Origin of the sequence: Bacillus sp. FSL M7-1020, assembly GCF_038050415.1 — a bacterium.
GTDB lineage: Bacteria > Bacillota > Bacilli > Bacillales > Bacillaceae_G > Bacillus_A > Bacillus_A toyonensis.
This window is the reverse complement of the sequence record NZ_JBBOTW010000004.1, coordinates 19,263-32,596: the sequence shown is the minus strand read 5'-3', so window position 1 is coordinate 32,596 and position 13,334 is coordinate 19,263. Positions and strand designations below refer to the sequence as shown.

The window sequence follows — 13,334 nt, the reverse complement described above, 5'->3', positions numbered from 1 at the left end:
ATTCCTCCTTATGCTTTATGTCCGGCTATTTTTCCGTTTCTTTCCCTTTGTGTAGCCCCTTTAATGTAGCTGATACCTCTCATAATTGAATTTTTACCATGTTTATGCCGTATACTATCCATTGTTTTTGCTAATTTCCTTTTAGTATCTTTTTGTGAAGTATCTTCGAACAATGACATTTGAATTGCATCGTCCCTGGTCAAATTCTTTAGTGTGATGTGTATTTGACGCACCGGATGACCAGAGTGAAACTTTTTTAATAAGCTTAAACAAGCAGCGTAGACATCTTCCGTTAAGCAAGTTGGCTCGTCCAAGGTAATCGCTCGTTTAAAGCCCCCGCCGATGTATTTACTATAGCCTATAGAAAGCTCAATCGTACGACAGCATTTATCCATAGATCGTAAACGAAAACAAGTTTCTTCAATTTGTTCTAGGAGAAGTAATTTTAATTTATTTGGGCTGAAGCAATCCTCTAATAAGATTTGTCCTTTTGTTATAGAGGTACTTTTAGGAATGTATTTATTTGCAATCCGGCTCTCATCTATACCATAAGAAAAGCGATATAACTCTTCACCTTTTATTTTGCCAAACCGCCTTATTAGATGCTCTTTAGGTGCTTTTGCAACATCCTTCAAGGAAAATATCCCCATTCCGTGCAATGCCTCTTCAGTAGCCGTTCCGATTCCCCATACTTTGTTTAGAGGCTTGATTCCCCATAACTTTTTTGAAACATCCTCGTATGACCACTTAACAATCCTTGATTTTGAATGTTTACTCTCTACATCAAGAGCAACCTTGGCGAGAAATAGGTTAGGTGCAATTCCAATAGATGCAGTTATACCCGTTGTATCATATATTTCTTTTTGAATTCTTTTAGCAATTACAATTGGATCACGTCCGAAAAGGTGCGCTGTTTGTTGCATGTCTAGAAAGCATTCATCTATCGAGTAAACGTGTAGATCCTCAAGCGCTACATATTTTGTATAGATTTCCGTAATTTGATTTGAAATTTCAACGAAACTTCTCATTGTTGCATTCACAATAATAATGTTCGGATCTTTTGGGACTTCATACAATCTTGTTGCTGTAGAAATGCCCATTTTTTTAAGTTCGGGAGTGGCGGCAAGCACTATTGATCCTTTTCTATTTACATCACCAACGACAGCCAATTTTACTTTTAAAGGATCTAATCCTCTCATTACACACGCACAACTGGCAAAAAATGAACAAAGGTCTATGCAGAAAATCATTCGATTCATACATTTCGAGTAATCAAACATTGTTTCACCCTCCAAAAAACAGAACGTTTGTTCTTATTATAAACCTTTTGTTTTGTGTTATACAACTATTATTAAATTAAAATTTTGGTACGTGAAATTATTAAGTTATGACTTAATAACGAAGATAGACATCCCATCCTTAAGTCATGTCTATCCCTTTAAATGTTAGAATGGTAGGAGAAGATGCTTATTAACGCTATATATTGGAGGGAGATATAATGGACTATATTGCTCACATCCGCGAGAATGACAAGCAAATACAGACTGTTGAAAAGCACCTATTAGAAGTAAAGGAATTAGCTGAAACCTATGGAGAAAAAATTGGTATAAAAAATTTGGCTGGTTTAGCAGGCATGCTCCATGATTTGGGTAAATACACTAATGAGTTTAGAGAATACATAATAGATGCAGTAAATAACCCTGATTCTCCGTCAAAAAGAGGAAGTGTAGATCATTCAACAGCAGGCGGAAAACTTTTATATCAATTCTTCCATAAAGAAAATAGTATTCCTTACCAGGGGGTACTAGCTGAAATAGTAGGCAATGCTATAATTTCTCACCACGGTTATCTTCAAGATTTCTTAAATCCTGAATTAGAATCACCTTATTTAAATAGAGTACGTGATAAAAAATTGAAGGAATTTGAAAAGACAAAGCAATACTTTTTTGAATATGTTATGAGCGAAATGGATTTTCATGAGTATGTTGAAAAAGCCACTGTAGAACTAGAAAATTTTTTGCTTAAAGACTCCCCCGAAAATGCTGAAAAACAATTAATGTTTTTAACTAAATTTATCTTCAGTGCATTAATTGATGCCGACAGAACAAACACCCGATTATTTGAAGAAAATAAAATTATAGAATCCGTAATAAATTCAAACAAGTTGTTCGATATATACTACGAAAGACTCATGATAAAAATCAATTCATTTAAAAAACAACAAAATACAAATAACCCCATCAATATTCTAAGAGCAAATATGTCAGATCAGTGTGACCAATTTGCTGAGAGACCATCGGGAATATATACATTATCTATTCCAACTGGTGGTGGTAAAACATTAGCAAGTTTAAGATATGCACTAAAACACGCCAAGCTCCATAATAAAAAACGAATTATTTATGTTGTTCCTTATACAACAATTATTGAACAAAATGCAGAAGAAGTTCGAAGAATCTTAGAAGATGATGCAAATATTTTAGAGCATCATTCCAATATAGTTGAAGAATTTAATGAAAATGATGAAAGTGAAGACGGTATTATTAACGTCCAACAAAAATTAAACCTAGCCAAAGATAATTGGGATTCGCCCATTATTTTTACAACCATGGTTCAATTTCTAAATGTGTTTTACGCAAAAGGAAGTCGAAATACTAGAAGACTTCATAATTTAAGTGAGGCAATTATTATTTTTGATGAAGTTCAAAAAGTACCAATTTCATGCATTTCATTATTTAATCAAGCATTGAATTTTTTAAAAACACATAGTTGTTCCAGCCTAGTTCTATGTACCGCCACTCAACCCGCTTTGGACTTTGTAGAACAAAAATTAGATATAGATACAGATTCTGAAATGATTAATAATCTCGATTATGTAATTGAATCATTTAAAAGAGTCGAAATCATTGATAAAGCAACTAATGAAACGTTTAATAAAAATAGACTTACAACATTTATAAATAAAAAAATTGAAGAAGTACAAAGTATACTTATCATTTTAAATACAAAATCAGTAGTCAGAGATTTATATACACAATTACAGAGGCAAGAATTTAATGTTCCGATTTACCACTTAAGCACTACAATGTGTGCAGCCCATCGACAGAGAGTTTTAAAAGAAATTAGGAAACGCCTCAATGATGGAAAAAAAATCATTTGCATCAGTACACAGCTAATTGAAGCTGGTGTAGATGTGAGTTTTGAGTGTGTGATTCGATCCTTATCTGGGTTAGACTCTATAGCACAAGCCGCAGGAAGGTGTAATCGTCATGGGGAAAAGGGCATTCAGAATGTTTATGTAATTGATTATGAAGAGGAAAACCTAAGTCGGTTAAAGGAAATTAAAATTGGAAAGAAAAATACAAAAAAAATTCTAGTGGATTTGAAGCGTAACAATAAATCACATGGGGGGCATATTTTATCAAGAGAGGCAATGAAAAGGTATTTTAGAGAATACTATACAGATTTTGAATCTGATTTAAATTACCTTATTCCTAAGCTAGATAAGAACATGACAGAGCTATTATCTGCACCCAAAATAGATAACGACTATTATAAAGCCTATTTTCATAAACACGCCAAAAAGGCAATTCCGTTATTTATTGTAAATAGCTACCGGACTGCAGCCGAACATTTCAACGTCATTGATAATCTAACCTCTTCAGTTATCGCTCCATATGAAGAAGGAAAGGATATCATCGCAGAATTAAATGGCAGTAATTCCATTGAGGATCTAGGTCGATTATTACGAAAGGCACAGCAGTATACCGTTAATTTATTCAACTATGAAAAAGAACAATTAATTAAAAACAATGGACTAGTATACTATCTTGATGGAAAGATTTTAGCTTTGAAAGAAAGTGCTTATAGTGAAGAATATGGTTTGAATACTCACAATGAGAGCGATTTTAAGACCACAATATTTTAAAAACCTATCTTTATTTAAGATAGGTTTTTAATCATATACTATACCTTTCAATCCACACTAAATACTAGTGACAATTCATTATATCATATTAACGAAAAATTTTTAATTTTCGTATAGTATATAATTAAGAAGTATTGCCAATATTGTATAAAAAAGGTATTGTTAATTTATCTAAAAAGTCAATAAATTATAAGAGGAGGGGATTTTTTGAGAAATTCTATTGAATTTGAAGTATTTGGTGATTATGCCCTTTTCACAGATCCCTTAATGAAAATGGGAGGAGAAAAATTAACTTATCAAGTACCAACTTATCAAGCTATGAAAGGGATTGTCGAATCGATTTACTGGAAGCCAACGCTCCTTATGATCGTAGATAAAATAAGAATTATGAATCCAATCAAAATGGAATCTAAAGGTGTTCGTCCAATTGAATATGGTGGTGGAAATACACTTGCAAATTACACATATTTAAAGAATGTACGATATCAAGTCCAAGCTCATTTTATCTTTAATCCTCATCGACCAGATTTAACTTTTGATCGTAACGAATTTAAGCATCATAACATCCTAAAACGTTCACTTAAAGTCGGAGGGCGGAGAGACATTTTTTTAGGAACGAGAGAGTGTCAAGGATATGTGGAGCCTTGTGTGTTTGGTGAAGGAACAGGCTTTTATGATAATTATGGTGGAGATATTCATTTAGGAGTCATGATTCATGGGCTCAATTATCCAGATGAAACAGGTAGAAATGAATTGGAAGTTCGCTTATGGAATCCGATAATGAGGGATGGAATCATTCAATTCATTCGACCAGAAGAATGTACACAAGTTCGTAAAATATCGAAGATGGAGCCAAAGGTTTTTGACCGTTCAAACGTTGAATCAGTTGAGGAACTTATAAAACAATTAGAAATAGGCGGTGAATAAATGAGCTGGCTATTAAATTTATACGAGACATATCAATCAAACTTAGATTGTGTCGGGAAAATTGAAAAAAAATATAATGGGCAAGAATATACATTACTACCTATCTCTCATACCACTCAAACAGCTCATATCGAGGTTTCCATTACAGAAGATGGTGAATTTCACACCGCAGAAATCATTGATAAAATTGATTCCAATACATTAATTCCATGTACAGAGGATTCCGCAAACAGGGCTGGATCAAAAATAGCTCCTTATCCATTACATGATAAATTGAGTTATGTGGCAGGTGATTTTCTTACCTATGGGGGGAAAATCAAAAAAGAAGAACCTTTCTCAGCCTACATAAGACAATTAAAAAAATGGGCAATATCTCCCTATGCTACAGATAAAGTAAAAAGTATCTATACTTATTTGAGCAAAAGACAATTAATAAGAGATTTAGTAGAACACAAAGTTTTGCATGTTGATGAAAATGGACAATTAATTGAAGCATGGAATGAAAGCGCGGAGGCATTATTGGGTGAAAAACCCCCCATCTTTTCAACGGTTACAGGTAATCAAGAAAGCGCTTTTATTAGGTTTAATGTGTATTCTCCAAATGACATGCTGACAAAAGTTTGGAAAGATCCTCTAATGTACGATTCTTTTATCCAATTTTATAATGATTTTTTGGGTAAAGATGATTATTGTTATGTGACAGGAAAAATGATGCCAAGTACAGACAAACATACCAATAAAATCAGAAATCCAGGGGACAAGGCAAAATTGATTTCTGCCAACGATGCAAGTGGATTTACATTTAGAGGAAGATTTCAAAAGGCTAAGGATGTCGCTAATATCAGTTACGACGTATCTCAAAAAGCACATAATGCATTAAAATGGCTTATTAATAAGCAAGGAAAAATCGTTGATCAACGCGTATTTCTTGTGTGGGGTAATGATGCGGAAGATATTCCAGATCTTGTAGAAGACAGTTACAACATTTTTTCAATGGATGTAAGAGTAACGAAAAAGCGAGAAATTAAGTCTTATACACACGAACAATTTGCCAATGAAGTTGTTAAGGCAATTGATGGCTATAAAAATAACTTATCATCCAATGGCAATGTAAATATTCTCTTGCTTGATTCAGCGACGACAGGTAGATTGGCAGTTCTCTACTACCGTAATATAGATAAAAATCTTTATTTAGACAGGTTAAAGAACTGGCATTCTACTTGTGTATGGGAACATCGCTACCGTAAAAATACAGATAATGAATTTGTAAAATTTTATGGTGCACCATCAACGAAAGATATTGCATTTGCTGTTTATGGGCCAAAAGCAAACGAGAAAGTAGTCAAAGGTTTGATGGAGCGTATGCTGCCTTGCATTATAGACGAGAGAAAAATCCCTTTGGACATTGTTAAAAATGCCTTGCAGCGTGCATCCAAACCTCTATCAATGGAAAAATGGGAATGGGAAAAAACACTAAGCATTGCATGTGCATTAATTAATACAATGGAGGGATATCAAGTGGTACTAGATAAGGAAAATAATGATCGTGATTATCTATTCGGCCGTCTTCTTGCAATTGCGGATGTTTTAGAAAGAAATGCTTTAAATACAAGTGATCAACGCGCTACAAATGCTAGACGATACATGAATTCTTTTTCTCAACATCCAGAAAGAACATGGAGGACAATTCAGGGGGCTCTACAGCCATATCAAGCGCGTTTAGGAGAGAAAGTTTGGTATTATAACAAATTAATTGATGAGGTTGGCTCAAAAATAAAAATCGAAGATTTTAATAATAAACCACTATCCGGAAAATACTTGTTAGGCTTTTATAGTCAACGGCATGAGTTATATCAAAAAAAAGAAAAGAATGTTTCACTAAATGATTCATTAACTACTGGAGAGGAGAATTGAAAATGAAAACTTTAGATCACAAAATCGATTTTGCAGTTGTTCTATCAGTTACAAAGGCTAATCCAAATGGAGATCCCTTAAACGGGAATCGTCCAAGGCAAAATTATGATGGACATGGTGAAATCTCTGATGTAGCCATTAAAAGAAAGATTAGAAATCGTCTTCAGGATATGGAAGAATCCATTTTTGTTCAATCAAATGATAGGAAGGTAGACCAATTTAATAGTTTAAGAGAAAGAGCAGAAACAAATGCAGATTTAGTCAAAGCGTTAAAATCAAAAGAGAATTCTCATGAACAATTTGCTGCAATCGCATGTAAAGAGTGGATTGATGTAAGAAGCTTTGGACAAGTTTTTGCCTTTAAAGGGGGGGCTGGAAAAGGTGTCTCTGTTGGAGTAAGAGGACCTGTTTCCATTCATACGGCAACGAGTGTTGATCCGATTGATATTACTAGTATGCAGATTACGAAAAGTGTAAATTCTGAGCCTGGGAAGGATAAAGGTTCAGATACGATGGGGATGAAGCATCGTGTTGATTTTGGAGTCTATGCTTTTTATGGAAGTATTAATACACAATTAGCAGAAAAGACAGGCTTTACTAACGAGGATGCGGAAAAAATTAAAAATGCACTTGTTACATTGTTTGAAAATGACGCGTCAGCAGCACGCCCTGAAGGAAGTATAGAAGTACATAAAGTTTGTTGGTGGGATCATAATTCAAAAATTGGTCAATACTCCTCTGCAAAAGTACATCGTTTACTGGATATTAAACGGAACATTGATGAACCTAAAACAATTGATGACTATACCATCTTGATACATGAATTAGACGGTTTAAGAGTTGCAATTATTGATGGACTATAATGAAAAGCATTAGAATAGTTGAAAGAAAGTATACTTATAAAGAACTACTCTATCAATTTATTAAAGGAAAGTCGCACCTTTTATTGGTGCGCGGATTGAAATTTAATACATTATTTATAATTCAACCAGATGTTTAGTCACACCTCTTATTGGTGCGGGGATTGAAATGCTTCAAACCACCGTAACTTTTGCCTTAGATCTGTCGCACCTCTTGTAGGGGCGCGGATTGAAATCAGGACAGCAAAGCAATTTATGAATATGTAATTAGTCGTCCCTATAAGAGCTGCGTGTGTTGAAATATTCCAAAAAACAACCATAAAAAGGCTGTAGCAAGTCGTACCTCTTATAGGGGCGGGGATTGAAATATATAAACGCATTTCCAACTTTCTAATGCATTTGGTCGCACTTCTTATTGGTGCGTGGATTGAAATATCTTACCTGCATCGTTTGCGTCGGTAGTGGTTCGTCGCACCTCCTGTAGGGGCGGGGATTGAAATCCTAAAAACAATTCCTTATATCCGGTTATGACAAGTAGCGCCTCTTTTAGGTGCGGGGGTTGAAATACAATTTTATCAAAATAAGAAAAAACTATTTGAGTCGCACCCCTTGCGGGTGTGGGGATTGAAATGTATCTATGTAGTCCCTCCACAATTAGATTGAATGTCGCACCTTTTGTTGGGGAGGTATTGAAATCAGTGTTGCTACGCTTAGTGGACATCCCTAGATTCTCTTAACTCGTGCTGGCGTGGGGATTGAAATTTCGAGGCTGATCTTAGAAAAACGCTCCGGCCACGTCGCACCTCTTATAGGTGCGGGGATTGAAATCGAACAGCTCCTTTTATCTATTATGAAATCGGTGTCGCACCTATAGGAGATGCGTGGATTGAAATTACGTTCCAAGCCGATACAGCTTTGTTCTGAACTGTCGCAACTCTTATTGGTATATATTCAAAGAGCCCAAAGCTCAGTGTTTGAATGTGTTGTAGATGTAACCAAATTTACTACTTTAAAAATGGAATTAATTAAAATTATTGATGAAGATGAGGATAGTCTCAGATTTTATCAGTTAGGTAATAACTATAAAAATAAAGTCACGCATATTGGTGTAAAAGAATCAATTGATTTAGAAAGTCCTTTGATTTTTTAGGTGCGAACGTATAGCACACATAAAACTCCTCGTACATTCGCACCTGAATCTTCATAATTTATGAGTAAAATTTATAATTTTCTATACAAATTTCTTTATACAATAAAAAAATGGTATATTTTTGACCAGAATTAACGTATTTGGGTATGATTTTGAACACAAATCGGTGTCGCACCTCTTATAGGTGCGTGGATTGAAATACCATTCCTCTTCCGCGTATTTTAGGTGTTCCCCAAGTCGCACCTCTTATAGGTGCGTGGATTGAAATGGAAGCTTATTGTTGCCATCCGCAATGTCTACCTGTCGCACCTCTTATAGGTGCGTGGATTGAAATTTAAGTCCTACTGGGTTGCTGTATGCGGGGTTGTGGTCGCACCTCTTATTGGTGCGTGGATTGAAATAACTGGAATTAGATGAAGTCGAAGAGAACTTGCCCATCGCACCTCTTATAGGTGCGTGGATTGAAATGAAACGATTAATATTGAGCAATTCAAATTATCGGGTCGCACCTCTTATTGGTGCGTGGATTGAAATTTTTCCGTATGCCCAACGATTGTACGAAGACCATGTCGCACCTCTTGTAGGTGCGCGGATTGAAATCACGAAAAAAGCTGACTTTTTCCACACACAAAATGTCGCACCTCTTATTGGTGCGTGGATTGAAATAAAAGAAACCGTAATCAAATTTAGGGCCGATACAGGTCGCACCTCTTATAGGTGCGTGGATTGAAATTACATTGCACCGTTGGTCCATTGTATTTGAGAGCTTCGCACCTCTTATAGGTGCGTGGATTGAAATCATTCGGTTATGATACCGTCATAGTTTCGCCCTAAGTCGCACCTCTTATAGGTGCGTGGATTGAAATTATAGTACTTGTAGTTTGCGAAAACTGTTTTTGCTGTCGCACCTCTCATAGGTGCGTGGATTGAAATTTCAATTACACAGCGATCTATTCCAGTAAGTCTTGTCGCACCTCTTATTGGTGCGGGGATTGAAATAATGCAGGTGGAACACATTTACACTATGTAGATCTATTCGCACCTCTCCTTGGTGTGTGGATTAAAATTAACAATTATCAGCGCCTAATCGCTTTCCTAATGCCACACCTCTTGTAGGTCCATGGATTGAAACCATTTTGAGCTACCTACTGCTTAATCTATAACATTTCATATTTCGACTCTTATCCTTCTCCTGCTCATCTTACGAATCTTCTCGACGTTTATTCAAATGAAAATAAAAAAGCTGAATCCCTTCTCACAGAAGAGGTTTCAGCTTTTAATTTTTTAATCATGCCCTTTGCAACAAGGTGCAATTATATTTCAGTGTATCCGCACCTTGTAGCTATTATTATGTATGCTATATTCCACAAAATAATTACAAAAACTCTATTATTCTCTCCATCTATTTTTATTGTATGCACCAACGGAAAGACATATGCACCATCCTCGGTGAATGTGTATAAATTACATTGAAAGTGTCAAAAATAACAGTTAAATAGGATTAAAGAAAGGAAGGCACTTTCATGAAAGGAAAAAAGAAAAATCGTACAAAGCTAGGAAAATGGTTAGATCAAAATGGAATAGAACAACAGGAATTAGAAAATGCAACTGGTGTTAGTCGTAATACAATTTCAAGACTATGTAATAATAAATCTCATATTCCAAGCTTCCCAGTTATTCAGAAAATCTTTCGAGCAATTAAAAAGGTGGACAGGAGTGCAAAAATAACTGATTTTTGGGACATGTAAAAAGCACAAGGAGTAGAATCTACCTTGTGCTTTTTAGCTTTATAGTACGTCTTTTATTAAAAATGTACGGATGTATACATTATATTTTATCCCATACTCCTCTAGTTTCTTTTCACGATAATCTGAAATTGTAAAAAATAGAATGTTAGGTATGACATCCCTTTGTTTTTTATACAATTTTGTAATTAAACCATAGTACTTTACTTTTTCTTCGTTTATTTTCATATGTTGCAACCTATCAATCTCAACAAAATGCGGTATCTGATCCACTCCATAATATGCATCTGGTACAATTGTTTTTTCTTCATTTTGGTATCTAAATTTTATAACTTGCTCTGTCTTCCAGTCCGGAAAATCTAACCACATCCAAGCCTCGTTGCGTAAAAGAGTGTGTTCAAGTTGATGCTTCTTTTTTCGTTCATTTGGGTCTACGCCTAACAAAGCATAACCTTTTTTATTGAGATAATATACATACTCACGGTTATGCGAGGTAACATGGCAATATTGCCGTAGATCCTTTAATACACGATTTGCATTTCGAATACTACCTAGAGCATGAATTGCTTGCAATTGCCTCCTAGAAGCAAATTCTAGCTTATTTAAACTCGATAAAATCTCGATCTGTCTGGCTCTCTGTTTGAGTTTTTGGTGCCTCATTTTGCTTCACCACCTTGTATTGCTTTAGTAACTCCCACATATCTTTATCCTTTAAAAAAGGTACCTGAATTTCTTCTGTACGATCAGTCTTAAATAATGCTCTTCCTGGAAGAGAAGGTAAATCTTCAAGACCTGGTTCATCCAAAGCAACTTGTGAAGCGACCGCCGTTGGTAATCGAAAGCCTATTTTCGCATCAGCATTCTGTTTAATTTGCCTTGGTAATGTATCAGAGGTTGGATATTGCGTACAAAATATGAGCCGGAATCCTAAACCACCTCCGATTCTTGCGATTTCAGATAGCATCTCCTGGCACAAAAATAAAACATCACGTTGTTTTTTAGGTAATCCTTGTGTCGGACAAAGATTTGCTCCTTCATCTACTATGATGAAGCAACGTTCTCTAATTGATGTGTCTATGATATTGGTAAAATAGGACTTCTTCATCATTTCAATCTGTTTTACCATCTTTTCACGTACTCTTCCCAACATTTCTAATGCCTGTTTCGGGTTTTCAGCGACTTCTACAACTTGGGATAACTCTTTGTAAGGGCTAAACTCTAACCCTTCTTTCAAATCAATAATAAAAAATTTCACGTGTTGAGATTGTTGTAAAATTAAACTAGTCATCACATTTTTTAAGAATACTGTCTTTCCAAAACGAGTCATTCCACTTACACACATATGCGGTGTTTTCTCAAAATCATGATATACATATTTATCTAACGCTTTCCCCACCATAACTCTCCATGTATGCTCTTTTAATAGATCCTTAGACCAATTCCACATTTCAGGTATTCTTTGGCTAAATACTCGAATATGAAGCTCTCTTTGATGAAACGATATTTTAACAGGTTTATATAGACCTTCTTCTAATACTTCAGCTAACTTTTGGATTAGTTGACTAGGTACACCAAGTGGTAACTTATAAACATAATTCATACTTATATCATCTTTAATTTCTTTGATAAAAATGGGATATTGTAATTCACCTTTATGCTGAACACATACCTTTGTAATTTCAAAAAACGTTGCAATTTTTTTCTTATCATTCGATCCATTACTTTGGTAAAAATAAGATACAGTTATAAACGTTGCTGGGATTAATAAAAGTGACAACATTCCCTCCATACCTCCTTAAGGTAGTTGAGCCTGTATGGAAGCTTAGAAAAAGCGTTTAAGATGCGCTATTATAATCATTTTCAACTACCAGATGTAATGCTAGCGTAGAAACATATCTAGAATATCCATTAGAACGTACCAAACGCTCCCAATTAGTAAGCATTTAAGACCCGCACGTAGCAACCAACCTGGAAGATAAAAGCCTTTCTTCTTCAGCAATTTTATTCCTAAAACTGAAGCTCCCGTCACGCCATACACAATCCCTAGCTCTCCAATGATAGTCATATTAACCCCATCCTTTTGGTTTAATGGACAAATTCCCTTTACCGTCCTTAAAAAGTTGATATTCATCTAATAGCTGATTCCAGGAGACAGCAAGTTCATCACCATATAGATCCTCTTCGATTTTTTGACTTAAATAATAATACCCTCGGTATTGTCGGTCCAGGTATACTTCATGCCGTAGCATGTGCTCGCGTATTGCATAAATGTTGTCTTCTTTCTTGGTTCCTTTGTACATTTGCCTGAGCGTTTCTGAAGAGTAGAGATACGGTGTACTATATAACATTTGATACTGACTCATATTCTCACCATCCATATAGTTTTCTAGATACATTAAATACATATGATGATGATTCGTATTTTCGAATTTGTACACAAAAAATACGCCATTCTATATTTAAGAATGACGTTCGACAATAATCTCCAACAATCGGAAACTATGCTATAATGTCTTAGTAACCGGAAAAGTTAGGGTGCATGGTTGTCATTTCTCTTCTTTCCACTTGTAGTGGGGGAAGGGGGTGAATAAAGCCATGGAAACATTTCTCGAATTTCTTAAAGAAATTATTAAAGGCGTACTACGTGAAAGCGTAGCACACCTTTTTAAGAAAAAGTATTTAGAAAACGAGAAATCCACCCTTTCTTATCGCCGTCGCAAGCAAAAGAAAAAGGGTGGATCTCGTAAGACAAAACGTTAAACGATAACCATCACCCTAACGGCTATGGTTACGTAAAAAGATGAGCACAT

13 protein-coding genes are annotated in these 13,334 nt (G+C 35.2%); 8 read left to right on the top strand and 5 right to left on the bottom strand.

Features of this window, described 5'->3' with window-relative positions; translation table 11 throughout:
* Positions 1–8 precede the first annotated feature (8 nt).
* Positions 9–1,280, bottom strand: a complete 1,272-nt coding sequence (locus MHB70_RS30145) for a Y-family DNA polymerase (RefSeq protein WP_061529860.1) — start codon at positions 1,278–1,280, stop codon at positions 9–11.
* A gap of 218 nt (positions 1,281–1,498) precedes the next feature.
* Between MHB70_RS30145 and MHB70_RS30140 the strand changes: the two genes are divergently transcribed.
* From MHB70_RS30140 to MHB70_RS30115, 7 genes are all read left to right on the top strand, one after another.
* Positions 1,499–3,928, top strand: a complete 2,430-nt coding sequence (locus MHB70_RS30140) for a CRISPR-associated helicase/endonuclease Cas3 (protein WP_061529859.1) — start codon at positions 1,499–1,501, stop codon at positions 3,926–3,928.
* Between the two features lie 207 nt (positions 3,929–4,135).
* A complete protein-coding gene (cas5c, locus tag MHB70_RS30135; RefSeq protein WP_061529858.1) occupies positions 4,136–4,855 on the top strand; it encodes a type I-C CRISPR-associated protein Cas5c in 720 nt (239 codons plus the stop codon).
* Positions 4,856–6,769 carry a type I-C CRISPR-associated protein Cas8c/Csd1 gene (gene cas8c / locus MHB70_RS30130; RefSeq protein WP_061529857.1) on the top strand — a complete coding sequence of 638 codons (1,914 nt, stop codon included), beginning with the start codon at positions 4,856–4,858 and terminating at the stop codon, positions 6,767–6,769.
* Positions 6,770–6,771: 2 nt separating this feature from the next.
* Positions 6,772–7,632, top strand: a complete 861-nt coding sequence (cas7c, locus tag MHB70_RS30125) for a type I-C CRISPR-associated protein Cas7/Csd2 (protein WP_061529856.1) — start codon at positions 6,772–6,774, stop codon at positions 7,630–7,632.
* An 874-nt stretch (positions 7,633–8,506) separates the two neighbouring features.
* Entirely contained in the window at positions 8,507–8,779 is a 273-nt protein-coding gene (gene cas2 / locus MHB70_RS30120; RefSeq protein WP_080451837.1) for a CRISPR-associated endonuclease Cas2, read from the top strand.
* A gap of 466 nt (positions 8,780–9,245) precedes the next feature.
* Entirely contained in the window at positions 9,246–9,509 is a 264-nt protein-coding gene (locus MHB70_RS31240) for a hypothetical protein (protein WP_445684678.1), read from the top strand.
* Between the two features lie 793 nt (positions 9,510–10,302).
* On the top strand, positions 10,303–10,527 hold the full coding sequence (locus MHB70_RS30115; RefSeq protein ID WP_000676638.1) for a helix-turn-helix domain-containing protein: 225 nt from the start codon (positions 10,303–10,305) through the stop codon (positions 10,525–10,527).
* Positions 10,528–10,566: 39 nt separating this feature from the next.
* Here MHB70_RS30115 and MHB70_RS30110 read toward each other — a convergent pair whose 3' ends face one another.
* From MHB70_RS30110 to MHB70_RS30095, 4 genes are all read right to left on the bottom strand, one after another.
* A complete protein-coding gene (locus MHB70_RS30110) occupies positions 10,567–11,184 on the bottom strand; it encodes a replication-relaxation family protein (protein ID WP_061529853.1) in 618 nt (205 codons plus the stop codon).
* Complete coding sequence (locus tag MHB70_RS30105) at positions 11,123–12,304, bottom strand: FtsK/SpoIIIE domain-containing protein (protein ID WP_061529852.1); 1,182 nt, start codon at positions 12,302–12,304, stop codon at positions 11,123–11,125. Before MHB70_RS30105 ends, MHB70_RS30110 begins: the two co-directional genes overlap by 62 nt.
* Before the next feature lie 99 nt (positions 12,305–12,403).
* Positions 12,404–12,589 (bottom strand): hypothetical protein, encoded by a 186-nt coding sequence (locus MHB70_RS30100; protein WP_061529851.1) that lies wholly within the window; start codon positions 12,587–12,589, stop codon positions 12,404–12,406.
* Between the two features lies 1 nt (position 12,590).
* Positions 12,591–12,887 (bottom strand): hypothetical protein, encoded by a 297-nt coding sequence (locus MHB70_RS30095; RefSeq protein ID WP_061529850.1) that lies wholly within the window; start codon positions 12,885–12,887, stop codon positions 12,591–12,593.
* Positions 12,888–13,119: 232 nt separating this feature from the next.
* On the opposite strand from MHB70_RS30095, the gene MHB70_RS30090 reads away from it, so the two are divergent.
* Positions 13,120–13,284: a hypothetical protein gene (locus MHB70_RS30090; protein ID WP_000447319.1), complete on the top strand. Its 165-nt coding sequence runs from the start codon at positions 13,120–13,122 to the stop codon at positions 13,282–13,284.
* Positions 13,285–13,334: the final 50 nt, after the last annotated feature.

Bases quoted from the DNA above. Each gene is read 5' to 3' on its own strand.
- MHB70_RS30145 (WP_061529860.1), bottom strand. From the start codon at position 1,280: ATGTTTGATTACTCGAAATGTATGAATCGAATGATTTTCTGCATAGAC.
- MHB70_RS30140 (WP_061529859.1), top strand. From the start codon at position 1,499: ATGGACTATATTGCTCACATCCGCGAGAATGACAAGCAAATACAGACT.
- cas8c (WP_061529857.1), top strand. From the start codon at position 4,856: ATGAGCTGGCTATTAAATTTATACGAGACATATCAATCAAACTTAGAT.
- cas7c (WP_061529856.1), top strand. From the start codon at position 6,772: ATGAAAACTTTAGATCACAAAATCGATTTTGCAGTTGTTCTATCAGTT.
- cas2 (WP_080451837.1), top strand. From the start codon at position 8,507: ATGCGTGGATTGAAATTACGTTCCAAGCCGATACAGCTTTGTTCTGAA.
- MHB70_RS31240 (WP_445684678.1), top strand. From the start codon at position 9,246: ATGAAACGATTAATATTGAGCAATTCAAATTATCGGGTCGCACCTCTT.
- MHB70_RS30115 (WP_000676638.1), top strand. From the start codon at position 10,303: ATGAAAGGAAAAAAGAAAAATCGTACAAAGCTAGGAAAATGGTTAGAT.
- MHB70_RS30110 (WP_061529853.1), bottom strand. From the start codon at position 11,184: ATGAGGCACCAAAAACTCAAACAGAGAGCCAGACAGATCGAGATTTTA.
- MHB70_RS30105 (WP_061529852.1), bottom strand. From the start codon at position 12,304: ATGTTGTCACTTTTATTAATCCCAGCAACGTTTATAACTGTATCTTAT.
- MHB70_RS30100 (WP_061529851.1), bottom strand. From the start codon at position 12,589: ATGACTATCATTGGAGAGCTAGGGATTGTGTATGGCGTGACGGGAGCT.
- MHB70_RS30095 (WP_061529850.1), bottom strand. From the start codon at position 12,887: ATGAGTCAGTATCAAATGTTATATAGTACACCGTATCTCTACTCTTCA.
- MHB70_RS30090 (WP_000447319.1), top strand. From the start codon at position 13,120: ATGGAAACATTTCTCGAATTTCTTAAAGAAATTATTAAAGGCGTACTA.